Consider the following 23,551-nt stretch of genomic DNA (forward strand, 5'->3'; position numbering starts at 1 on the left):
GCGCGACCTCACTGGCCGCCGATCTGAGCCTGCGTGTAGAAGCCGTCTTTCACCACCAGGTTGACGTTGTCCTTCGTGAGTTGGGTGGGCTGCAGCAACACCGTGTCGACCTTCTTCTTGCCGTTGTCGTACTGCGCGTTGTATTTGGGCTTGTCACCCTTGGCGAGTGCCACCGAAAGCTGCGCGGCTTCCGTCGCAATCAGCTTGAGCGGCTTGTAAACCGTCATTGTCTGCGTGCCGGCAATCACGCGCTTGACGGCAGCAAGGTCCGCATCCTGCCCCGACACCGGCACTTTCCCGGCGAGCTTCTGCGCAGCCAGTGCCTGGATCGCGCCACCGGCCGTGCCGTCGTTGGATGCAACCACGGCATCGATCTTGTTGTTGTTCGCCGTCAGCGCGTTTTCGACAATACCCAGCGCCGCAGACGCGCTCCACTCGGGCACCCATTGCGAGCCGACGACCTTGATGTCACCGCGGTCGATGGCCGGCTGCAGCACCTTCAACTGGCCCTGCCGCAGCATCTTCGCGTTGTTGTCGGTGGGGGCGCCACCCAGCAGGAAGTAGTTACCCTTGGGCCGGACGTTGTAGACGCCCTGCGCTTGCAGCTCGCCCACCTTCTCGTTGTCGAAGGAGATATAGGCATCGACGTCGGCATCGAGAATCAGGCGGTCATACGACACCACCTTGATGCCTGCCTTCTTGGCTTCCGCCACCACATTGGTCAGCGCCTTGGAGTTGAACGGCACGATGACGATCACGTCGACACCGCGCGAGATCAGGTTCTCGATCTGGGAGATCTGACGTTGCTCGCTGGCATCCGCCGATTGCACCGACACTTTCGCGCCCAGCTTTTCTGCGGCAGCGACAAAGTAATCGCGGTCGCGCGACCAGCGCTCCACGCGCAGGTCATCAATACAGAAGCCGATTTCCGGATGCGCCTTGCTGGCATGCGCCAGGGGCGCTGCAATCGACAGGCTGGCGAGCATTGCACCGCAAAAGGCGGCCCTCAGAACACTACGGCGTTGGTTCGATTTCATGTCTCACTCCATCTTCTATTGTTGGTGGATACCCCTAGGCCGACGGTGCGCGTGGTGCGCCGCAATAGTGATCTCGCCCGGCTCGACGGCCATCGCATGGTGATGCGACCGCTCAGCACGGGCAATTACGAAATTGCCCAACCGCCCTAACATTTCTTGCCACCCCGCTGCGATCGTCTGACAGCGCCCCACGTAGCCAATAGAATGTGCAAGCGCGCAGCACGCCCCAGCGCTGCAGCCGTTTGGCAACCCCTGCCACCGCGAGCGGCCCGAGCCACCATGCACCGTCAACCGTCCGATCCATCGCAGCACGCGCGCATTCATCGCATTGCGCTGCTGTTCAATGCCAACAAGGTGTACGACCGCGAGATCATTGCGGGCATTGGCGACTACATGCGCTCCACGCGCGTGACGTGGGACCTGTTTCTCGAAGAGGATTTCCGCTGCCGGCTGCCTGGCATCGAGCGCTTTGATGGCGACGGCATCATTGCGGATTTCGACGACCCGGCAGTCGCTGAGGCGCTGCGCGGTTGCCCGCTGCCGGTGGTGGCCGTCGGCTCGTCATATGAAGATGCAGCGCAATACCCGTCCAAGGAGCCCTATGTCGCAACGGACAACGGCAAGCTCGTCTCGCTTGCATACCGGCACCTGATCGAAGCCGGCCTGCAGCACTTTGCGTTGTACAGCCTGCCCCAGGCACCGGAGAACCGCTGGGCACAGCAGCGCGAACTGGCCTTTACCCGCTTGCGCCGGCAGGACAATCCCACCGCCCCGATTGACCAGGAGATTTACCGGGGCCTCTCGACCAGCGCGCCGACCTGGCATCAGGCGATCGGTCAGTTGATTGAATGGCTGCGGGGCTTGCCCAAACCCATCGGCATCATTGCGGTCACCGACGCGCGGGCCCGGCACCTGCTGCAGGCTTGCATGACGGCAGGGTTGGCTGTGCCAGAGGAAGTCGCCATCATCGGCATCGACAACGATCCGCTCACACGCACCTTGAGCCGCATCCCGTTGTCATCGGTCATTCAGGGCACGGTGGAGATGGGGCGCACCGCTGCGCATCTGCTACATCAGATGCTGGGCGGTGCCCGCCTGGCAGGCCGGCAGATTCTCGTGCCGCCGGTTGGCATCAATGTGCTGGCGTCGTCCAGGCACCAGCCGCTTTCCAGCCCATATGTCATGCGCGCGCGCCACTTCATCCGGCAGTACGCCTGCCAGGGAATCAAGACCGAGCAGGTCGCGGACTACGTCGGTATCTCGCGGTCATCGCTCGAAGAACACTTTCGTCGTGAATTGAATTGCACCGTGCACCAGGAAATCCTTCGCCATAAGCTCGACGCCGCCAAGCACATGCTGGCCAGCCGTGATGTCGCAACCGCCGAGGTGGCGGTGCGCTGCGGCTTTACCTCACCCCAATACATGCACGCCGTATTCCGCCGTGAGCTGGATTGCACGCCACGCGAATACCAGGAACGCGCCATCACGGAGGGCCAATCATGAGCATCGCGCCAGCGCTGTCCGCACACGCGCCGCTCGACGGCGCCCTCTCGTCAGCAACATGGGGGCAATTGCCGGACGGTGAACCCGTTCGGTTGTTCACGCTGCGCAATGCCTCGGGCATGCGCGTTTCGATCAGCGATCTGGGGGCGACGCTCGTCTCCTGGCAAGCACCGGACCGCAGCGGGCGCCTGGGGGAGATTCTTCTGAACCACGCGACGCCTGCCGCCTACCTTGAATCGCCGGGCTATCTGGGGGGCTTGATCGGACGCTGGGCCAACCGGATTGCGGGCGCGCGCTTCACGCTCGACGGCATCGACTACGCGCTCGACCGCAATGAGGGGGGCAACCTGCTCCATGGCGGGGCGAGCGGGTTTCATCGGGCGCTATGGGAGGCCGAGGATCAGGACAGCGCATTGGTCCTGCGGCTCACCTCCCCGGAAGGCGATGCGGGATTCCCGGGCAATGTCGCTGTTCAGGTTCGCTATGCGCTTGACGACGATGGCACGCTGTCGATCGACTATGAAGCGCGGACCGATGCGCCCACGCCGATCAACCTGACAAGCCACGGGTATTTCAACCTGAGCGGCAAGCCCGGCACCGACATCAAAGGCCACATCCTGTCGATCGATGCCGACGCCTTTCTGGAAGTCGATGCAAAGCTGATTCCGACGCGAACAGCCAGTGTCGCTGGCACGGCATTCGATTTTCGTCAGGGGGCGCCCATCGGGGTACGGTTGGACTGGCCTAACGCGCAACTCGCGCAGGCCGGCGGGTTCGACCACTGCTTCGTGCTGCGCAATACGGCGCCGGAGGGTCGCCCGCATGTGCGCCCAGTCGCCCGGCTGTATGACCCGGGCAGCGGGCGCGAATTGACAGTACTCACCGATCAGCGCGGGCTTCAGTTCTACTCGGGGCACAAGCTGGGGGGCACGCACGCGCTACGCAGCGGCTTATGCCTGGAAGCGAGCGCGTTCCCGAACCAGGTCAACATGCCCGATGCGGAAGCGGTCATGTTCCGCCCGGGCCAGGTCTACCGGCAGCGCACCGCATACCGCGTGTCGGTTGCTGAAGAGACCTGAGCCGCGAGACCTGATCTGCATTCAGGCACGCGGCTTGGATGTTCAATGCGCCGCTGCGGCCGCGCCGTGCATGACTTCGTGCGCGCCGCGGATGCCGTTGAACCATGCGTTGAGCACCACGGCCACCAGCGTGCCCATCACGATGCCGCTGTGGGTGATGGGGTGCGTCCAGTCCGGAAAGTGGTGGAAGAACGCCGGCGCCAGCGTCGGCATCATGCCAAAGCCGACCGACACCGCGATGATCAGCAGGTTGTGGCGCTGCTGCTGGAAATCGACCATGCCCAGCATGCGGATGCCGGCAGCGGCCACCATGCCGAACATCACGATGCCCGCACCGCCCAGCACGTATTGCGGCACAGACGCCACCACGTAAGACAGCTTCGGAAACAGACCCAGCACGATCAGCAGCACCCCGCCGGCGGCCGCCACATAGCGCGAACGCACGCCCGTGATCGACACCAGCCCGATGTTCTGCGAGAACGACGTATGCGGGAACGTGTTGAACACACCCGCCACGACCGTCGCCAGGCCATCGGCACGCAGGCCGTTGGTCAACTCGTTGCGCGAGATCGGCTTGCCCACCACGTGCGACAGCGCGAGGAACATGCCGGTCGATTCCACCAGCGTGATCACGATCACGATGCACATCGAGATGATGGCCGACAGCTCGAACTTCGGCATACCGAAGTGGAACGGCGTCACCAGCGTCATCAGCGGCGCGGCGCTCGCATCAGCCAGCGACACTTTGCCAAATGCCGCCGCCACCAGCGTGCCCGTCACGATGCCAAGCAGCACCGCGATATTGCACAGCAGTGCGTTACCGAATTTGGTCAGCAGCAGAATCGTCACCAGCACCAGCGCTGCAATGGCCAGACCGAACGGATCGCCAAACGCCGGGTTCGGCACCATGTGGCGCGCGCCGTCGACCACCTGCGGAATCATCTGCTGACCGCCCGCGGCCCAGTTGATCCCCACGCTCAACAGCGAAAAACCGATCAGCATGATGACCGTGCCCGTTACCACGCGCGGGAACAGGCCCAGCAGCCGGCCCATGAGCGGCGCAATGGCAATGCCGAACACACCAGAAACGATGGACGCCCCGAAAATGCCGGGCAGCCCCATGCCGGGCTCCACGCCAATGGCAATCATGGGTGCAACCGCGGCAAACGTGACGCCCATCATCACCGGCAGGCGGATCCCGAAGATCAGGAAACCGAGCGATTGGATGAGCGTGCCGATCCCAGCCGCAAACAGATCGCAGTTGACCAGATACGACAGATCGCTCTTCGACAGGCCGAGCGCATTGCCGACAATCAGCGGCACGGCAATCGCACCGGCGTACATCACCAACAGGTGTTGCAAGCCCAGTGCGAACAGGCGGGGCAGCGGCAGACGCTCGTTGACGGGATCGGCAACGGCGTGAGCGATTGTCGACGAAGAAGGCGAGGGTTCGCCGGGGGATTGGCGCATTGTCTGTCTCCTGGGGCCGCCCCCGTGTCAATGCCGGGAGCGTGCTTTAGGCGGGTGCGGCGGATTCCATCCGCCTGCATTCATGCGGCGTGATGCCGCGTATTTGCCGGCATCTTGGAGGGGCGCCATTTTTCTGTCAACAATTACAACCGTTTTTTGTGTACATATTTTGCGTTCTGAAACGCGTGTGCGCCGTGATCAACCTGCCTCAAGCCTCCAAGCGCGCCTCGTGACCGGGGCCAAAGAAAAAGCGCGGCCGCGACATGAGTCGCTGGCCGCGCAGTAGAAATACCTGGCAGGTAAAGCTGGAACCAAGAGCCGCCATCAAACCCCGTGAAGCACAGGGTTGTGTCAGTGGCTCTCAGCCGACCTCAGATCAGGTCGGCGTCGGCAGCCATGCGCGATCGCGCAGGCGCGAGCGGATGCGGGCGATGGCCTGGCTGTGGATCTGGCACACGCGCGATTCCGACACGCCCATCACGGCGCCGATCTCGCGCAGGTTCAGATCCTGCTCGTAGTAGAGGCTCATCATGAGCTTTTCGCGCTCGGGCAGAGCCTCGATGGCAGCGACAACCGATTCGCGCAGGTCGTGGTCCAGCAGTTGGTCCAGCGGTGTGGCGTCGTTCTCGGGCGCGCGGTTCTCGATGAAGGCGTCGGCGTCTTCGCGGTCGAAATCTTCGTAATACAGCAGCTGGCTGCCCTGCAGGTCGACCAGTTGCTTCTGGTATTCGGCCAGCGACATGCCCAGCGCTACGGCAATCTCGGTTTCGGTGGGCGCGCGGCCCTTCTGCTGCTGCAGCTTCTGGATCGCCTGCTCGATCGTGCGCGCGTTGCGGCGCAGCCCGCGCGGCAGCCAGTCCGAGCCGCGCAGTTCGTCCAGGATCGCGCCGCGAATACGCTGGGCCGCGTAGAACTCGAACTGCACGCCCTGCGTTTCCTCATAGCGCGACAGCGCATCGAGCAAGCCCATCATGCCGGCCTGGATCAGGTCATCCAGCTCAACGCTGGCCGGCAGCTTGACCATCATCTGGTTGGCAATGCGACGTACCAGTGGTGCATACGTGGCCATCTCGTCGGACTTGGTCTTGCGACCGGTTGCGGTGTACATATCCATGCCTGCCTTTGACGCTTCGTTCATGCTGCGCCTCAATAAACCAATTCGGCCGCGCGTGCGGTGGCGCGGATCGTCGCAGTCGATGTGGACATTGACGTTGCTTGCGCCGATTCATCTGCCGGCTGTGCCGGAGCCCGCGCCGACATGACCACCCGCGACGGCGCACTGCCATCACCGGCTTGGGCCTCGGCGCTGGCCCAGCTCAACATTTCTTCGGCAAGCTGGCGGAAGGCCATGGCCGAAGGCGATGCGGGAAACGCGCTCGCCACGGGCTTGCCGAGCGAGAGCGCAAGTTCTACGTGCCGGTCCTCAGGGAGGTAGCCAGCGAAATCGATACGGGTGTTCAGGTACTGGCCCACGGTGTTGGCCAGGTTGCCGAACACGCGCACGGCGGAATCCACCGAATGCGCGCCGCACACCACGGTGCGGATGCCAGCGCTGCCTTGCAGCACGGCGGTTTTCTTGAGCAGCGTGTACGCGCTCTTGATGCCTTCCGGACCATCGGAGAAGGTCAGCAGCACGTCGTCGCAGGCTTCAGCAACGGTGCACAGCGCCCGGGTGCCGAAATGCGCGGCCACCAGCGTCACATCCGCCGTCTCGTCGTGCTGCTCGAGCACGCCGGCCATGGCCAGCATGGTCTGGGCGTTCACCACGGCCGTGTCGCGGCCCATGGCGGACAGCGCGATGCGCAGGTTGTCGACAAAATCATCGACCTGCTCTTCCGCACCGATCACCAGCACACGGCGGGAAGCGGCATGACCGAGCATGCGCCGCAGCCCTGCGGCTTGATCCTTGGCGAATGGCGTCGTCATGGTCGCCCCCTTGTCAGGCGAAATCGAAAGCGGCCAGGCCAGGTTCGCGGTTGCGCGCAGCGCCTTGCGCCACGAGCAACGATTCGTCCGAATCCAGCGTGAACGACGACTGCTCCGCACCGGCCCGGAACGAGCGGTGGATCAGCAGCTTCTTGTTCGGCACCGCAATGTCTTCCGGCACACGCTGGCCGTACGACACGTAGTGCAGCGGCAGGCGGCGGCGGATCATCACGTCCATCGCGTGGCCAACAGACGCAGCCTCGTCGATCTTGGTCAGGATGCAGCCGGCCAGGTTGGCGTCGCGGTAGGCACCCACCACTTCATCGAGCGTCTTGCCGTTGCTTGCGGCGTTCAGCAGCAGCAGGCGCTTGATCGACGGGCCCACGGCATGCAGCATCGCCATCTGTTCGGACACGGCGCGGTCGCGCTGGCTCATGCCGATGGTGTCGATCAGCACCACGTGCTTCTCGCGCAGATCGTTCAGGGCGAGGCTCAGGTCTTGCGCGTCTTTCACGGCATGCACCGAAACGCCCAGGATCTTGCCGTAGATGCGCAGTTGTTCATGGCCGCCGATCCGGTAGCTGTCGGTCGAGAGCAGTGCCACGCGCGATGCGCCATGGCGCAGCACGAAGCGCGCGGCCAGCTTGGCGGTCGTGGTGGTCTTGCCCACGCCGGTCGGGCCCATCAGGGCAAACACGCCGCCCTGGTCGAGCAGGCTGTTTTCATCCGACACGGTGGTCAGGTTCTTTTCAATCGCGCGCTGCACGAAATCCAGCGCGCCTTCATACGAGTCGTGCTGCGGCATGTTCTCGAGCACGTAGCGCGTGAGCTGTGCCGAGAACCCCGCGTTGAGCATGGTCTGGAACAGGCGCGTACGCACCGGGTCGCCCAGCTTCACACCCAGCGAGGCCAGGCTCGACATGGCGTCGGTCAGCGTGCTCTTGAGCGTTTCGATCTCGCCGACCATGCGGCGGGTCATCATGTCGGTCTCGGCGCGGATGCTTTCCTTCACGTCGGCCTGGATGGCCGAACGCTGCAGGCTCACGTCGTCACGCGGGGCTTCGGGCTTGGCCATCGTGTCCTCCACGCGGACGAAAATGTCGGACGCCTTGCCTGCGTCGGCTTGCGCGTCGCCGCGCGGCTTCACAGGCGCGTCGGCCTTCTGTTGTTCGGCGCGAAGGGTACGGGCCTGGGCTTCCACGCGCTCGGCAAAGCTGCGCAGCGAAACCGGGCGGTCATCCTGCTCGCGTGCCTGTTCACGCGCTTGTTCGCGACGTGCGGCAAAGCGGGCAGTCGATTCCATCTCCGGCTCGTCGTCTTCCACCGTGGTGCGGCGGGCGATGAACTGTGCGGTGCTGGCCAGGGCCTGCGCCGCAGACTGGGCAACCTCTGCATTGGCACGGTCCAGCGACAGGCCAGCCAGCATGCGGGTGGATGCTGCCAGCGCATCTTCTTCGCCGAAGGCCACGTCGTCATCCACGCGCGTTTGCAGCGTGCGGCCGGCCGGCTTGGCCACCGGAGCAACCGGGGCTGCCGGTGCCTCTTCCTGTGCTGGGGCGCGGCGCGAGGCAATGAAGCGGTTACGCAGACGGGCCAGCGCGTTGGGCGCCGGGGCCTCGGCCTGCGGGGCTTCTTCAGCAGGTGCCTGGGCGGCAACCACGGCTGCGGTTGCAGCGGCAATCGGGGCGGGCTCGGGGATCGGCGCCGGTGCCATCGGACGGCGCTGTGCCGTCTTGGGCGCCGACGACTGCGTGTCGACCAGCGCATCCACGTGCGAGTCGGATGCCGCGATGATCTCGATGCCGCCAGGAATGGCGCGGTTCGACAGGATCAGAGCGCCATCGCCCAGTTGGTCGCGGACCTTGCGCAAGACGTCACGCGACGTCAGTCCGGTGAATCGATGCATTTTCATGCGCGGCCTCCAAGCATGGCGACAACCTTAATCGTTCGGTGATCTGGAATTTCTGCGTGCGACAGCACGCGCAGGCTCGGTGCGGCACGCTTGAACAGGCGGGCAAGCATCGGGCGCAGTACGGGCGGTACGAGCAGGACGCCCGTCTGACCCATCTGTTCGTGCTGCCGCGACGAGTCCGCAGCCGCTTGCATGAGCGAGTCGGCCAGTTGCGGTTCGATCGGGCCGGCGTTAGAGCCAACGACGCTTTGCAGCAAGATGTTCTCCAGATTCGGGTCAAGCGTGACGACCTGCATTTCGGTCTTGTTCGGGAAGAGCTGCTGGGCAATCGCCCGGCCCAGCGCCACACGCACGGCAGCGGTGAGTTCGGCGGGGTCTTGCGTCCTGCCTCCGTGTTCCGCCAGCGTCTCGACGATGGTGCGGATGTCGCGGATATGCAGGCCTTCGTCCAGCAGGTTCTGCAGCACCTTCTGCACCGTCGCGACGGGCAACAGCTTCGGTACAACGTCTTCGACCAGCTTCGGTGCTTCCTTGCCCAAATGATCGAGCAATTGCTGGACTTCCAAACGGCCGAGAAGCTCGGTGCTATGGGTGTAAATCAACTGATTGACGTGGGTGGCGATGACCGTGCTGCAATCGACCACGGTATAGCCCTCGGCCTGCGCGCGATCGCGCACATCAGCGTTGATCCACATGGCCGGCAGGCCAAAGGTCGGGTCTACGGTGGGCGTGCCGGGCAGCTGCGTGCCCAGGCGACCACCCAGGCCGCCATGACCGCCCAGGCCATCCTGGCCACCCGGATTGATGGCGAGGAACTTGCCCTGCTGCACTTCGCCCTGGCCGATTTCCACGCCCTTGAGCGTGATGCGGTACGACGACGGGCCCAGCTCCAGGTTGTCGCGGATATGCACAACCGGCGCCAGGAAACCCATGTCCTGCGTGAACTTCTTGCGGATGCCCTTGATCCGGCGCAGCAGCTCGCCGTCCTGGCTCTTGTCCACCAGCGGAATCAGGCGATAGCCGATTTCCAGGCCCAGCACGTCGACCCACGACACATCGTCCCAGCTCGCCTCGGGCGTATCCACCGGGGCAATGGCCTGCAGCACGGGTTCGACCTCAGGCACCTCGCGCTTCTTCTTGAGGTACCAGCCCAGATAGCCCAGACCGCCGCCAAACAGGATGAACGGGAAGTGCGGCATGCCCGGCACCATGCCCAGCACGCCCAGCACACCGGCGGTGGTCATCAGCACCGTCGGCATGGCAAACAGCTCGCTCGACAGTTGCTGACCGACGTCCTTGTCGGTGGAGACACGGCTGACCATGATGCCCGCCGCGGTGGAGATCACCAGCGCGGGAATCTGCGCGACCAGGCCGTCGCCGATGGTCAGCAGCGTGTAGTTGGTGGCTGCGTGGCCGACGTCCATGCCGTGCTGGAGCACGCCCACGGCCAGGCCGCCGATGATGTTGATCAGCAGAATGGCGATACCCGCCACCGAATCCCCGCGCACGAACTTGCTGGCACCGTCCATGGAGCCGAAGAATTCAGCTTCCTGGGCGATCTCCGTGCGGCGCCTGCGGGCTTCGTCTTCACGGATGAGGCCGGCGTTCAGGTCGGCGTCGATCGCCATCTGCTTGCCGGGCATCGCGTCCAGGGTGAAGCGCGCGCTGACCTCGGCAATGCGGCCCGCACCCTTGCTGATCACCATGAAGTTGATGATCACCAGGATGACGAACAGCACGATGCCGACCGTGTAGTTGCCGCCCACCAGGAAGTGGCCGAAGGCTTCGATCACCTTGCCGGCGGCGTCCGGGCCGGTGTGGCCTTCCATCAGCACCACGCGCGTGGAGGCCACGTTCAGCGACAGCCGCATCAGCGTGGTGATCAGCAGGATGCTCGGGAACGACGAGAAATCCAGCGGCTTGAGCGTGTGCATGCTGATCAGCAGCACGATGATCGACAGCGCGATGTTGAACGTGAACAGCAGATCGAGGATGAACGGCGGCAATGGCAGCACCATCATCGCCAGGATCAGGATGATGAGCACCGGGCCCGCGGCGGAGCGGTAGTCGCCCTTGCGCAGGATGTCGGTGACTCGGAGCAGTGCGGCGTTCATTGGCGGGCGTGCAGCGGGGGGCTTTTCGATGGATGCCATCTTGCCGGGGGAACCGCCAAATCGAAGACGTGAGAAAGCCGCCCAAAAGGCGGCTTTTCTTTGAAATACCCTCCCACCGGGGGGTGCGGAAGCGGGCGGTGGCGCCGTTTGGCCGTCGTTGCACGCCAAGCGCCCCATGCGCGGACATCAAACCGCTACTCGCCGGGCAAAAAGCGTCGTGCTCGGCGCTTTTTGTCTGGCGATTCGAGTTCGGAACTCGGCGCGTGGGGTGTTTGCTCGATGGGCGACGTTTTAGGCGTCTTCGGGCTCGTCGTCCGGGCCGGGTTGCGGCCCCGGGTCCATATCGGCAGGCACCGGCAGGTCGGTCGGGCGCACCGGCACACGGCCGCCCACCTGATGCAGGCGGCGTAGCTGGTAGACATAGGCAAGCACTTCGGCCACGGCGGCGTAGAGCGCCTCCGGAATCTGGTGGCCGATCTCGGTATGGCGGTACAGCGCACGGGCCAGCGGGGGCGCTTCCAGGATGGGAATCTTGTGCTCCGTCCCCAGCTCGCGGATCTTGGCGGCCACCATGTCGGCGCCCTTGGCCAGCACACGCGGCGCGCCGCCTTCCTTTTCGGAATAGCGCAGCGCCACGGCATAGTGCGTCGGGTTAGTGACGATCACGTCGGCCTTGGGCACATCGGCCATCATGCGGCGCTGGGCCGCCTGGCGCTGCAAGTTGCGGATGCGGCCCTTGACGTGCGGATCGCCTTCGGACTCGCGGTGCTCCTTGCGCACTTCTTCCTTGGTCATGCGGTGTTTGCGCGCGTATTGCCACAACGACAGCGGCACATCCACGGCCGCCACCAGCATCATCACCGCCGCCATGCAGAGGAAGGCCACGCCAGCCACGTGCAGGGTGTCGCGCATGGCCACGCCCAGGTCCTGCTGCGGGAGTTCGATCAGGTCACCCCGGTAGTACCGGACCAGCAACCAGCCCACACCGGCAATCAGAAACAGCTTGATCAACAAGCGTGGCAGCTCGATCAGCCCCTCCAGCGAGAACATGCGCGTCAGCCCCTGCAGCTTGAACAGGCGCGAGATATCAGGTGCCAGCGGCTTGAACGAGATGGCCCCACGCGTGAGCGCCAGCGGCGACAGCGCGGCAATCACCAGCATCAGCATCAGCCCGCCCAGCGCCATGGCCAGCGGCATGAACTGGCCCGTCACGTAGTTCCACTGGTCCTGCCCGCTGGTGTAGTTGTAGCGGTGGAACTCCAGGCAGCGCGCCAGGAAAGACGACGCAGCCCGCACAATCGAGTCGCCCATCACCCACAAACCGCCCGCGGACACCGCCGTGAGGGCGAACGAAGCCAGTTCCCGTGATCTGGGAACGTCGCCTTCCTCGCGCGCCTGCTCGAGGCGCCTCGGAGAGGCGGCTTCAGTTTTCTCAAGATCGCTTTCTTCGGACATGCCGGGCGTGCGAGGGGTGAATGGACGCTCGCATTATCCCGCCCCGGTCTGGCCATCGAAGCGCAAAGAAGACGCCTTGAAAGCACGCTTATCGGCAAAAAGCCGTCCCGCAATGCCCCCCTGACGCATGTGCACGTCGTCCGACATTGCCTGCGAGCCGCGCGGTGGCGATGACCCCTCCCGAACCCGATCCGCTCGCATGAGCGAGCCGCCCGGTTTGCGGTCGTGCCCCCTGGCTGCGCAAATACACCGCCCCCTTATATGGGGTCTGCCGCGCGAGGCATGCGGTGCGGCTCGACATCCTGCAACCGGTCCGCCGTGATATCCGCCGGATGCACCACCACGCCACCATTTCGCGCGATGAACCGTTGCGCATCCGCCAGATTCCGGAATGCGGGAAGGTTGCCGCGCCGCATCGGTCCCAAAGCGGTCGACCCCGACACATAAACGGCCTGCAGTGCCGGAAGCCATCCACCGTCTCCCGTGGCATGCACGTAGCTGGCGGCAACTTCCGCGGCCTGTCGCCCGGGTGCGTAGCGCTGCAGGTTTCGCAGGTAGATGAACAGGGTCAGCGGTGAATCAAAGAAGTACGCATCGCCGTTGGCAAAAATGAGCTGCGCCGCCCACTCGGGAACGCGAGATGGAAACGCCCCACAGACGGGGCAACGCGCATTGGCCGGAACCGGACGAGGGGCATGTGGCTGCAATCCGGATCGCGGATCGTACGGCACGGCCGGCGCGACAAAGCAGATCTCGTCGGGCACCTTCGGCTCGGCCCGAAGGGATGCACGTCCAACAAACCACCAAAGAGACCAGAGTGTCGCAAGCAATGCAGCCAGTGCGGACAGCCGACGGCGTGTCGTCATGACCCGCTCCATCCACCGGCGCTGATGCCACAGATAAAGACAGTTCTGGGCAGAAGATGACAGTGGCAAATCACAAGTGAAAGCTCCACGGGAGACAAGCAAGCGTTGCCTCCCCGGCCACAAGAAATGGAACGACGACACCACGGGCGTGACATGAACGAATCCATCGGCAATCGCATCGCCAGCCAAGACCAACATGGCGAGCATATCGGTGCGGCTCATCCTCTGAATTGATCAATGGCAGGAATTGATGCTGGATATTTTAATTAGACCTTTCTGCTGGCAATTGCATTGCCTATTCCTGCTTAGCAAAAACATTCGAAAAAAAATACCCGACATTGCGTTGTGGATAAAAAAAGCATCTGAAATGCTTGATTTGCATCAATTCTAGCCACGGCATTTCTGTCAATTGATACGCATCAATCTGTGCCGCAGGCGTACCGCTACCATCGGCCGCTTCTGACACATGCGGTGAAATCTTGAACCGTTGCACTCTGCCCAACCGTGGAATCCTGCCGAGTATCGGGCTCGCCGGACTGGCGCACACGCTGCGCTGGACGGCCAGTCCGGCCGCGAGCACGCCGCCGGCCCGGTACCGATATGCCTTCGAGGGCGACACGATGGGCACGACATATCACGTCCGGCTCGCGCTTCCCTCGATGGATGACACGGCGTTGCTCGATGCGGCACGCGCAGCCGTAGATGCGGCTGTACAGGCAGTCGATCAACGCATGTCGACGTATCGGGCGGACTCCGAACTGTCGCAACTGAACCGGCATGCGGGCGGGCACCCCTTCACGTTGTCCGCAGACACGATCAGCGTATTGCAGATCGCGCGATCTGTGAGCCTCGCAACGGATGGCGCGTTCGATGTCACAGCCGGGAGCTTCGTCAACCTGTGGGGCTTCGGGCCGGAAAAGGCGCAGCGGGTGGTAACGCCGCGCGAGCTGGCGATGCTCAAGAGCGCAGTCGGCACCGGCGCACTGGAAATCGATCCGCGCACGCGTACCGCCACGAAGGCCGACCCTCGCGTGTATACCGATCTATCGGCCATCGCAAAGGGTTTTGGTGTCGACCAGGCGGCCATCGCGCTCGACGCGCTGGGCATCGCCGATTACATGGTCGAAGTGGGTGGAGAGGTGCGCGCCAAGGGCCGGCGCCATGACGGGCGTGCGTGGCAAATCGGTATTGAAGAGCCTCAGCGGAAGCTACCGCGCCGTGCACGATTCGTCGTGCCATTGCGCGATATGGCAATGGCAACGTCGGGCGATTACCGCATCTGCTTTGAGCATGACGGGCAGCATTACTCACACGAGATCGATCCACGCACAGGCCGCCCGATTGCAAATGGCCTGACTTCCGTCACCGTGGCCGCGTCGCAGTGTGCGATTGCCGACGCATACGCTACGGCGCTGATTGTGTTGGGCCCCGAGCGCGGCGTCGAGGTTGCCGAGCAACTCGGGCTGGCCGCCTATTTCGTCCTGCGCGATGCCGAAGGCCGCCATCAAGACCGGATGACAACCGCGTTTGCTGCGCTGGGCGGTCGCCCTGCCACATCCACCTGATCCGCACCGCAACCCGCACAAAGCGCAACGGCATCGTCACATTCATTCAATTCCGAATAGCCTTATAAAGAATAGGTTATTCAAATTTCCAATGGTCAATCAAATAAGGCTCATTGCAATTCAATTCGAATTGATGGGTTTTCTCTGACCTTTGATGGCTGTCAATAGCAAATTCTTGCGGTTTGTTAATGTGGTTTCCAATTCTGAGGGAGCGTAAGAGATGAGCCAATCCAACAATGATTTTGAGAATCCGATTCCTGTGAGCCCGACACGACGCAGCTTTCTGAACCGGACGGCAGCGGGGCTGGTCGGCGTGGGCCTGTCCGCCGGCCTGGCAGCCTGCAACAAAGGCACAGACAAGGATGCACCCGCGGCGGCGGCTCCGGCCGATGGCAAAGCGGGCGCAGCCGGCGGCGTCGACTACAGCAAGTACGAAGTTCCGCCCGGCCAGCTGGATACCTACTACGCGTTCTCCAGCGGCGGCCACTCGGGTGAAGTTCGCATCTACGGTCTGCCTTCGGGACGCTGCTTCAAGCGCATCCCCGTCTTCAACATCGATTGTCTGGTGGGCTGGGGCATCACCAACGAATCGAAGAAGATCATGGGCACCAATCCGGACGGCACGCTCAAGTACTGGACCGGCGATACCCACCACGTGCATCCCTCCTATACCGACGGCACGTACGACGGGAAATACATCTTCGTCAACGACAAGATCCACAGCCGGCTCGCCCGTGTGCGCATGGACACGATGGAATGCGACAAGATCGTCGAATTGCCGAACGTGCAGGGCTTCCACGGCGTCTTCCCGGACAAGCGGGACCCGGTGGATGACAAGATCAACCACACCACCCGCGTGTTCTGCGGCAACGAGTTCCATATTCCGCAGCCCAATGACGGCCGCGACCTGAACGACCCGAAGAAGTATTTCTGCCTGTTCACGTGCGTGGACGCGGAGACGCTCGAGCCCCGCTGGCAGGTCAAGGTCGACGGCAACATGGACTTGGTGGCAACGTCGTATGACGGCAAGCTCGCCGCTTCCAACCAGTACAACACCGAAGGCGGCGTGCATTACGAAGAGATGATGTCCGCCGAGCGCGACGCGTGCGTCTTCTTCAACATTGCCCGGATCGAAGCCGCCGTCAAAGCCGGCAAGTCCTTCACCATCGGCACCTCGAAAGTCCCTGTCGTCGACGGCACCAAAGCCGCCAACACCGACCCGAAGACCGCGCTCACATGCTATGTGCCCGTGCCAAAGAACCCGCACGGCGTGAATGCCAGCCCAGACGGCAAGTACTACGCCTGTTCCGGCAAGCTGTCACCGACGGCGACGCTGATCGAGCACGACCTGGTCTTGAAGTGGTTCAACGGCGAGGTCAAGGAACCGCGCGACTGCGTCGTCGCCGAACCCGAGATCGGCCTCGGCCCGCTGCACACCGGTTTTGACAACCGCGGCAATGCCTATACCACGCTGTTCCTCGACAGCCAGATCGTCAAATGGAACCTCGAAGCAGCGATCAAGGCGTTCAAGGGCGACAAGACCGCCGTGCCGGTGGTCGACCGCATCGACGTCAATTACCAGCCGGGCCACGGTTTCACCTCGATGGGCGAAACCAAGGAGCCGGATGGCAAGTTCTTCATCTCGGACAACAAGTTCTCGAAAGACCGGTTCCTGCCGGTGGGCCCGCTCCACCCGGAAACGGCTCAGCTCATCGACATCTCGGGCGACAAGATGAAGCTCGTGGCAGACCATGCGGTCTATTCCGAGCCGCATGACTCGATCGTCATCCGGCGCGACATCATCAAGACGCGTCAGGTCTACAACATCGATGAGTTCCCGAACGCGGTGAAAGACCCGAAGGAGTGCCGCGTCGAGCGCAAGGGCAAGCAGGTGACGGTCTACCTGACCTCGCAGGCACCTGCCTTTGGCTTGCGCGAGTTCACCGTGAAGAAGGGCGACGAAGTGACGATCATCCTCACCAACCTGGACAAGGTGGAGGATTTGACCCACGGCTTTGCCATCCCGAAGTACAACATCAACTTCATCGTGAACCCGCAGGAAACCAAGTCGGTCACCTTCAAGGCCGACAAGCCCGGTGTCTACTGGTGCTACTGCACCAACTTCTGCCACGCGCTGCACCTGGAAATGCGCTCGCGCATGCTTGTTGAGGCATAAGGGAGAAGGCGGACGTATGAAACAACTGTTCTCACGATTGGCGGTGATTGCCGCCACTTGTGCGATGGACACGTCCGCACTGGCGGGCATCAGCGGCATGGCTTATGAGGCGCCGCTGCCCGCCGGTTTATCGACCGACCCGAACCTCTGCGCAATGGTGCCCTGCACGGACGTGCTGCCTGGCGCCAGCAGCTTCTCCCCGCGCAAGGGGCACCCTCCCTATGTGGAGGGCTATCTCGACGTTGCCGGCAAGCGCCAGCTGGTCGGCTACGCGTTCCTGTCTACCGACATCGTGGACATGCCCGGCTATTCAGGCAAACCCATCATTACCCTGATGGGCATGGATGCGCACGGCGTGATCACGGGCGTCAAGGTCCTGCGACATTCCGAGCCGATCCTTCTGCTGGGCATTCCAGAAACCCAACTGACGCACTTCACCTCGCAATACGTCGGCAAGTTCGTCGGGGGGAGCATCGAGATCGGCAAATCCCACGCGGTGAGCGAGGGCGCCGTCGAACTCGACGCGATCAGCGGTGCGACCGTGACGGTGATGTCCGAGAATCAGGTCATCCTGCGCAGTGGCAAGGCCGTGGCCGAGCAGGCCGGAATCATCACGCCCAAGCGCCGCGCCCAGGCGAAATTCACGCCGGTCAATCAGCCGCTGAGCTGGAAGGCACTGCTCGACCAAGGCGCCGTGCAGCGGCTGACCGTGCACCCTGAAGACGTTGGACTCCAAGCCAGCGGCCAGCCTTACGTGGATATGGTGTTCGGCGACGTCAGTGCGCCGGCCGTAGGACGCAGCATTCTGGGCGATGCGAATTACGCATCGCTCATGTCGAGCCTGAAACCCGGCGAACACGCGATCTTCATCGCGTCGAACGGCACCGAGAGTTTCAAAGGCTCGGGCTTCGTGCGCGGAGGCATCTTCGACCGCATCCAGGTCGCCCAGGATACCGACACCTTCACCTTCCGGGACCTCGATTACCAGAACCTCTACGGCATCCGCGCAACCAGTGCGCCGGATTATCGCGAATCCGGCATCTTCATCATCCGCAGCCCGGGATTTTCGTCGGCGTATCCGTGGAAGCTGGTGTTCCTGGCCAACAAGTTGGATGCAGAAACCGGCGCAAAGACGTTCACGAGCTTCGAACAGGAATACTGGCTTCCGGCGGATGAGCTTGTGGGCGGGCGGCCGCAGTACGACCGCCCCGCACCGCCCTGGCTGCAGATCTGGAAGGCGCGTGCCGTCGAGATCGGTCTGTTCGTCCTCCTGTTGATCAGCGCAGGCGTGGTGTATGCGTCGCGAGACACGCTGGTCCGCCGCTCCAAGCGCAAGGACAAGCGCTGGGTCTCCTGGCCCAAGTACGCACTGTGGACCACGAGCATCGGCTTCGCTGGATTCCATCTCATGGCGCAGCCGTCCATCACGCAGGTGCTGACATGGTTCCACGCCATTCTCTTCAAGTGGCGGTGGGATCTGTTCCTGTCGGATCCCTTCATCTTCCTGTTCTGGTGGTTCATCATCATCAGCGTGTTCTTCTGGGGCCGCGGCATGTTCTGCGGTTGGCTGTGTCCCTACGGCTCGATGAGTGAGATCCTCTACAAGGTGGGGGGCAAACTTGGCCTTGCGCGCTTCCAGTTCCAGTTGCCCAAGGCGCTGCACGACAAGCTCAAGTGGATCAAGTACGGTGTGTTTGCCGGTCTGCTCGGGATGTCGTTCTACTCGATGGGCACCGCCGAGAAGCTGGCGGAGATCGAGCCTTTCAAGACCACGTTCCTGGTCGGCGTCTGGAACCGGACGTGGCCCTTCGTCACGTTCTGGAGCGTGCTGGCTGTCGCCGCCCTGTTCATCGAGCGGCCATTCTGCAAATACCTGTGCCCGCTGGGTGCCTCGCTCGCAATCCCGTCCACGTTCCGGTGGTGGGGTCTGAAACGCAAGCAGGAATGCGGCCCATGCCGCGCCTGCGAGGCGGGCTGCGGATCGCAGGCGATCGGACGCGATGGCAAGATCGATCAGCGCGAATGCCTGTTGTGCCTGGATTGCATGGTCATGTATTACGACGATCATGCGTGCCCTCCGCTGGTCAAGGAGCGCAAGCACCGCACGAGCGCCGGCTTGAAACTGACACCGATCGGCGCCGACGGCTACTACATCCCGATCCAGCCAGTGCCAAGCGCGCCGCACAAACCCGCTGCACCGGCGCCCGCTTCGCTGCCGCTGCCACCGGTGGGCATCGTCGCCCGGTTGCGTCGCGAGCTGACTGACCACCTCTTCCCCTGGAACCAGCAGTTCCTTCACCATCCGTTGTTCTTCCGTGCCGCCGGCATTGGCCTGGCCGTGCTGGTCACCTGGGCGTGGCTGCTCGGTGCGGGCGGCAGGCTTGGCGCCGGCATCGTGCTCGGCTGGTGGCTGGCGTGGTCCGCCTACGAATGGGTCATGCGCATGGCGTGCAAGCCCTATGTGAAGGAAGGCGCCTGGTGGGGTTACAAGCTGCGTACAGCCTCCTGGGCCGACATGGCTGCCTATGTCGGCATGAAGAACCTGCTGATTGGCGCAGGACTCTTCCTTGCCATGAAGGGCGTGGGCGTGCTTCCGGCGCTGCAATCCTTGCCCCAACTGAAATGGCTGTACTGAACCGGCTCCTCTGCGCGATCTCGGCACTGCTGGTCTGCACTGCGGCCTGCGGTGCAGAGATTCGCGTGCATGCCGGCAGTTCGATTTCGCAGGCGGTCACGCTCGCGCATGCAGGGGACACCCTCATCATCGAGCGCGGTCGGTATCAAGGCCCGGTCCGGATCGACAAACCCCTGACCCTTGTGGGCATCGACCGCCCCACCATCAGCGGCGGCCTTGTCGGAGATGTGATCCGCGTCACGTCGCCGGACGTCACGATAGATGGCCTGATTGTCAGCGACAGCGGCGACGACCTCGGTGCACAGAACGCCGGCATCTACATCCAGCCCGGCGCGGATCGCGTCACGGTCAGACACTGCGAGCTCACTTACAACCTGTTCGGCCTGTGGATTGAAGGCGTGAAGGATGTACGCATCGTGGGCAACGTGATTGCCGGCAAGCGCGATTACCCTTCCGCCCAGCGCGGCAACGGCATCCAGCTCTACAACACGACGGGTGCGCAGCTCGAAGGCAATGAGATCAGCTTTTCGCGTGACGGCATCTATGTCGATGTGTCGCACCACGCGCTGTTTCGTGCCAATCGCATCCACAACGTGCGCTATGGCACGCACTACATGAACTCCAACGACAACGTGTGGGAGGGCAACGAGTCCTACCACAACCGCGGCGGACTGGCACTCATGATGACGCGCCGCCAGATCGTGCGTGGCAACCGCGCCTGGGGCAACTCGGACCACGGCATCATGCTGCGCACCATCCAGGATTCGGTCATTGAAGACAACGTCGTGTCCGGAAACCTGCGCGGTTTCTTCGTCTACGACGCCGAATACAACGTGCTGAGCAACAACCTCGTCATCGGCAACACGGTCGGCATGCACGTATGGGCCGGGTCCATTCACAACAAAGTGGACGGTAACGATTTCATCGATAACCAGGAACAGGTGCGCTACGTTGCCGCACACGACGAGCCCTGGGGCGGGCGTAACGGCAACTATTGGAGCAACTATGCCGGGTGGGACCGCAACGGCGACGGCCGTGGCGACGTGCCCTATCGCGCGAGCGATCTGATGGACCGGCTGTTGTGGCGCTTTCCAAGCGCCAAGCTGCTGCTCAATAGCCCTGCGGTACAGACGTTGAGGCTGATCTCGGAGCAATTCCCGCTGCTGCGCTCACCCAGTGTGGTCGATGCCAGCCCCCGCATGCGTCCACGGGGCAATGATTGGCGCGCGTGGGTGAACAAGCATGATTGAAGCGCGGCAACTGGTGAAGCGCTACGGCGAGATCGAAGCCGTGGCGGACGTGAGCCTGACGGTGCATCCCGGCGAGCTATTCGGCCTGATCGGCCACAACGGCGCGGGCAAGAGCACGCTGTTCAAGATGCTCCTTGGCCTGGAGGCGCCCACCGCAGGTGAAGTGCGCATTGGAGGCCAGCCCATGAGCAGTGGGGCCTTCCGGTCGGTGCGGCGCAACCTTGGCTATCTGCCGGAAAACGTGGTGTTCTATGACAACCTGACTGGCCAGGAAACACTGGAATTCTTCGCTGCGCTCAAGCGCGCGCCGCGAACGGATTGCGCGCGCGTGCTGGAACGGGTGGGGTTGTCCCATGCCGCAGACCGCCGCGTGCGCGGATACTCCAAGGGCATGCGCCAGCGCCTCGGTTTTGCCCAGGCCCTGCTCGGCCAGCCCACACTCCTGTTTCTCGACGAGCCCACAAACGGCCTGGACCCGCAGGGGATTCGCGACTTTTATCGCACCCTGGGCGAACTGCAGGCGCAGGGCGTGACCATTGTGCTGACCTCGCACATCCTCTCGGAAATCCAGGAGCGCGTGGGTCGCCTGGCGATCATGAAGAACGGACGCGTGCATGCACAGGGGACGGTGCAATCGTTACGCGAATCGATGGCCTTGCCGCTTTGGTTCGACCTACGGCTGACGGGCGGCCCAGAGCATGCCGAGCCCGCACTGCGGCGCGCGCTCGCGGCCGCGCCAGGATGCGAACTGCACATGGATGGATCGCGCGCCACCGTGCTGTGCCCGCGGCCGGCGAAGATGCCATTGCTGCAATCGCTATCCACGCTCGGTGCAACACTTGCCGACCTGCAACTGCGCGAACCTTCGCTCGAAGACGTGCTCCTTGGCCAACCTGCTTGAGGCCAGACATGCAATTGACACTCGAACCCCGGCAGATCGGCATCGTCATCGCCAAGGAATTCCACGACCGCATCCGCAACCGGTGGGTGCTGGCGGTGACCACTGTATTGACAGCGTTTGCGCTGGTGATCGCCTACTTCGGCGCGGCACAGCAGGGCGAAGTCGGGCTGCGCGGCATGGAGGTCACGATTGCCAGCCTGGTGAGCCTCGTGATCTATCTCGTACCGCTGATTGCGTTGATTCTCGGCTTTGATGCGATCGTGGGCGAGCGTGAACGCGGCTCGCTGGACCTGCTGCTTTCCATGCCGATCACCCGAGTCGAGCTGCTGCTCGGCAAATACCTCGGCTTAGCGGCCGCGCTTGCGTGCTCCACGGTCGTCGGCTTCGGGGTGGTCGGGATACTGTTGGCCGTCAAGCTGCCGCTCGCGGCCATGTATCACTACGCCGGCTTCATGCTCAGTTCGGTGCTGCTTGGCATGGCCTTCCTGAGCCTGGCCCTGTTGGTGTCCGTCATCGCCGCCGACCGCACGCGCGCAAGCGGTGTCGCCATCGCGCTGTGGTTCTTCTTCGTGCTGGTATTCGATCTGCTGCTTCTGGGCGCACTGATCGCCACGGGTGGAAAGCTGGGATCGGACGCCCTGCCCTACCTGATGCTGCTCAACCCGGCAGACATCTTCCGCATCCTCAATATCTTCAGCTTTGACGAAGTCCGCACGCTCTACGGTCTGGCGACCGTATTCCCCGAGCACATGGCCGACCCGCTCGTGCTCGGCGCTCTGATGGCCGCCTGGATCGTCGCTCCGCTCGCTGTGGCCGCATGGAAATTCCGCAAATGAAACGCACACTGCAACCTCCGCTATCCGCCCTGCGCCGCAGCGCGCGCACGGCCCTGTTCGCTACCGCAATCGTCCTGGCCGGCTGCCAAGGCGCCGCGTCCACGCCCGGTCCGATCGAACTGACCCGCGACACGCCTTGCAGCCTCGATGGCATGACGGTGACTGACTTCCCCGGCCCGAAAGCGCAGATTCTGTATGACAAAGGCACCCCCGACGTCTTCTGCGACACCATCGAGCTATTCTCGATCGTGCTGCGCCCCGAACAACAGCGGCACATGCTCGCCATGTACGTGCAAGACATGGCCAAGACAGACTGGAACACCCCGCGGGGCCACTGGATCGACGCCCGCACCGCGTTCTACGTCGTGGGATCGAAGGCGCGCGGATCGATGGGCGCCACGTTTGCGTCCTTCGCCACGCAGGCCGATGCCAACGCCTTCGCCACACATCAAGGCGGCAAGGTTTACAAGTTCAACGAAATTACGCCCCAAATGGCACAGCTCGACGGTGGCGTATTGAAAGATCCCCAGATGTAACCGCCCCAGAGAAGACGAAATGATCGATTACTTTGCCAATCTACCGCCCGATGATGCCGTTCAGATGGAGCAGCTCAGTCGCTTGTCCTACGAGCTGCGGGAAAGCCGGCGCAAGCTGCTCGAACCCTATGGGGTGAACGACGAGGGGGATCTGCTGGCGCGCATCGCGGCGGCGGACTTGCCGGAGCATCCAGCCTATGAGCACTACCTCGGGTCACTCGCGCTTGCAACCGCCAAGCAAGACGTCACCGCTGAACTGAAGGCGCTACTGGCGCGCATGGGAGGCTGAT

18 protein-coding genes are annotated in these 23,551 nt (G+C 63.2%); 10 read left to right on the forward strand and 8 right to left on the reverse strand.

Translation table 11 applies throughout. The features are described from left to right. Positions 1 to 8: 8 nt before the first annotated feature. Complete coding sequence (xylF, locus tag DOD19_RS23215) at positions 9 to 1,037, reverse strand: D-xylose ABC transporter substrate-binding protein (RefSeq protein WP_024978439.1); 1,029 nt, start codon at positions 1,035 to 1,037, stop codon at positions 9 to 11. 279 nt (positions 1,038 to 1,316) lie between these two features. Between xylF and DOD19_RS23220 the strand changes: the two genes are divergently transcribed. Then, the gene (locus DOD19_RS23220; RefSeq protein WP_112188401.1) at positions 1,317 to 2,540 is read left to right on the forward strand and encodes a DNA-binding transcriptional regulator; all 1,224 of its coding nucleotides are present in this window, start codon (positions 1,317 to 1,319) and stop codon (positions 2,538 to 2,540) included. Continuing rightward, positions 2,537 to 3,619, forward strand: a complete 1,083-nt coding sequence (locus DOD19_RS23225; protein ID WP_112188403.1) for an aldose epimerase family protein — start codon at positions 2,537 to 2,539, stop codon at positions 3,617 to 3,619. The genes DOD19_RS23220 and DOD19_RS23225 overlap by 4 nt, the downstream gene beginning before the upstream one ends. Before the next feature lie 42 nt (positions 3,620 to 3,661). Here DOD19_RS23225 and DOD19_RS23230 read toward each other — a convergent pair whose 3' ends face one another. The 7 genes from DOD19_RS23230 to DOD19_RS23260 form a co-directional block, all read right to left on the reverse strand. Beyond that, a complete protein-coding gene (locus DOD19_RS23230; protein WP_112188405.1) occupies positions 3,662 to 5,089 on the reverse strand; it encodes a nucleobase:cation symporter-2 family protein in 1,428 nt (475 codons plus the stop codon). Positions 5,090 to 5,465: 376 nt separating this feature from the next. Further along, a complete protein-coding gene (locus DOD19_RS23235; protein WP_037032131.1) occupies positions 5,466 to 6,227 on the reverse strand; it encodes an RNA polymerase sigma factor FliA in 762 nt (253 codons plus the stop codon). Between the two features lie 8 nt (positions 6,228 to 6,235). Continuing rightward, a complete protein-coding gene (locus DOD19_RS23240) occupies positions 6,236 to 7,015 on the reverse strand; it encodes a MinD/ParA family protein (protein WP_112188407.1) in 780 nt (259 codons plus the stop codon). 13 nt (positions 7,016 to 7,028) lie between these two features. Further along, on the reverse strand, positions 7,029 to 8,927 hold the full coding sequence (gene flhF, locus DOD19_RS23245) for a flagellar biosynthesis protein FlhF (protein WP_112188409.1): 1,899 nt from the start codon (positions 8,925 to 8,927) through the stop codon (positions 7,029 to 7,031). Next, positions 8,924 to 11,041: a flagellar biosynthesis protein FlhA gene (flhA, locus tag DOD19_RS23250; protein WP_112188411.1), complete on the reverse strand. Its 2,118-nt coding sequence runs from the start codon at positions 11,039 to 11,041 to the stop codon at positions 8,924 to 8,926. The genes flhF and flhA overlap by 4 nt, the downstream gene beginning before the upstream one ends. 291 nt (positions 11,042 to 11,332) lie before the next feature. Then, positions 11,333 to 12,496 (reverse strand): flagellar biosynthesis protein FlhB, encoded by a 1,164-nt coding sequence (gene flhB, locus DOD19_RS23255; protein ID WP_024978431.1) that lies wholly within the window; start codon positions 12,494 to 12,496, stop codon positions 11,333 to 11,335. 257 nt (positions 12,497 to 12,753) lie between these two features. Continuing rightward, positions 12,754 to 13,584, reverse strand: a complete 831-nt coding sequence (locus DOD19_RS23260) for a nitrous oxide reductase accessory protein NosL (RefSeq protein WP_239498088.1) — start codon at positions 13,582 to 13,584, stop codon at positions 12,754 to 12,756. A gap of 257 nt (positions 13,585 to 13,841) precedes the next feature. Between DOD19_RS23260 and DOD19_RS23265 the strand changes: the two genes are divergently transcribed. From DOD19_RS23265 to DOD19_RS23300, 8 genes are all read left to right on the forward strand, one after another. Next, positions 13,842 to 14,927: an FAD:protein FMN transferase gene (locus DOD19_RS23265; protein ID WP_162634451.1), complete on the forward strand. Its 1,086-nt coding sequence runs from the start codon at positions 13,842 to 13,844 to the stop codon at positions 14,925 to 14,927. A 220-nt stretch (positions 14,928 to 15,147) separates the two neighbouring features. Then, positions 15,148 to 17,103 (forward strand): TAT-dependent nitrous-oxide reductase, encoded by a 1,956-nt coding sequence (nosZ, locus tag DOD19_RS23270; protein ID WP_024978428.1) that lies wholly within the window; start codon positions 15,148 to 15,150, stop codon positions 17,101 to 17,103. A gap of 64 nt (positions 17,104 to 17,167) precedes the next feature. Then, a complete protein-coding gene (locus DOD19_RS23275) occupies positions 17,168 to 19,738 on the forward strand; it encodes a 4Fe-4S binding protein (RefSeq protein ID WP_343226210.1) in 2,571 nt (856 codons plus the stop codon). After that, positions 19,726 to 20,988 (forward strand): nitrous oxide reductase family maturation protein NosD, encoded by a 1,263-nt coding sequence (locus DOD19_RS23280; protein ID WP_112188419.1) that lies wholly within the window; start codon positions 19,726 to 19,728, stop codon positions 20,986 to 20,988. Before DOD19_RS23275 ends, DOD19_RS23280 begins: the two co-directional genes overlap by 13 nt. Then, positions 20,981 to 21,889, forward strand: coding sequence for an ABC transporter ATP-binding protein (locus tag DOD19_RS23285; RefSeq protein ID WP_045201930.1), 909 nt, complete (start codon positions 20,981 to 20,983; stop codon positions 21,887 to 21,889). The genes DOD19_RS23280 and DOD19_RS23285 overlap by 8 nt, the downstream gene beginning before the upstream one ends. Positions 21,890 to 21,897: 8 nt before the next feature. Next, on the forward strand, positions 21,898 to 22,725 hold the full coding sequence (locus DOD19_RS23290) for an ABC transporter permease subunit (RefSeq protein WP_024978424.1): 828 nt from the start codon (positions 21,898 to 21,900) through the stop codon (positions 22,723 to 22,725). Further along, on the forward strand, positions 22,722 to 23,261 hold the full coding sequence (locus tag DOD19_RS23295) for a nitrous oxide reductase accessory protein NosL (RefSeq protein WP_112188421.1): 540 nt from the start codon (positions 22,722 to 22,724) through the stop codon (positions 23,259 to 23,261). Before DOD19_RS23290 ends, DOD19_RS23295 begins: the two co-directional genes overlap by 4 nt. 19 nt (positions 23,262 to 23,280) lie before the next feature. Continuing rightward, a complete protein-coding gene (locus DOD19_RS23300) occupies positions 23,281 to 23,550 on the forward strand; it encodes a hypothetical protein (protein WP_024978422.1) in 270 nt (89 codons plus the stop codon). Position 23,551: the final 1 nt, after the last annotated feature.

The organism is Ralstonia sp. GX3-BWBA, from assembly GCF_003290055.1.
GTDB classification, from domain to species: domain Bacteria; phylum Pseudomonadota; class Gammaproteobacteria; order Burkholderiales; family Burkholderiaceae; genus Ralstonia; species Ralstonia holmesii.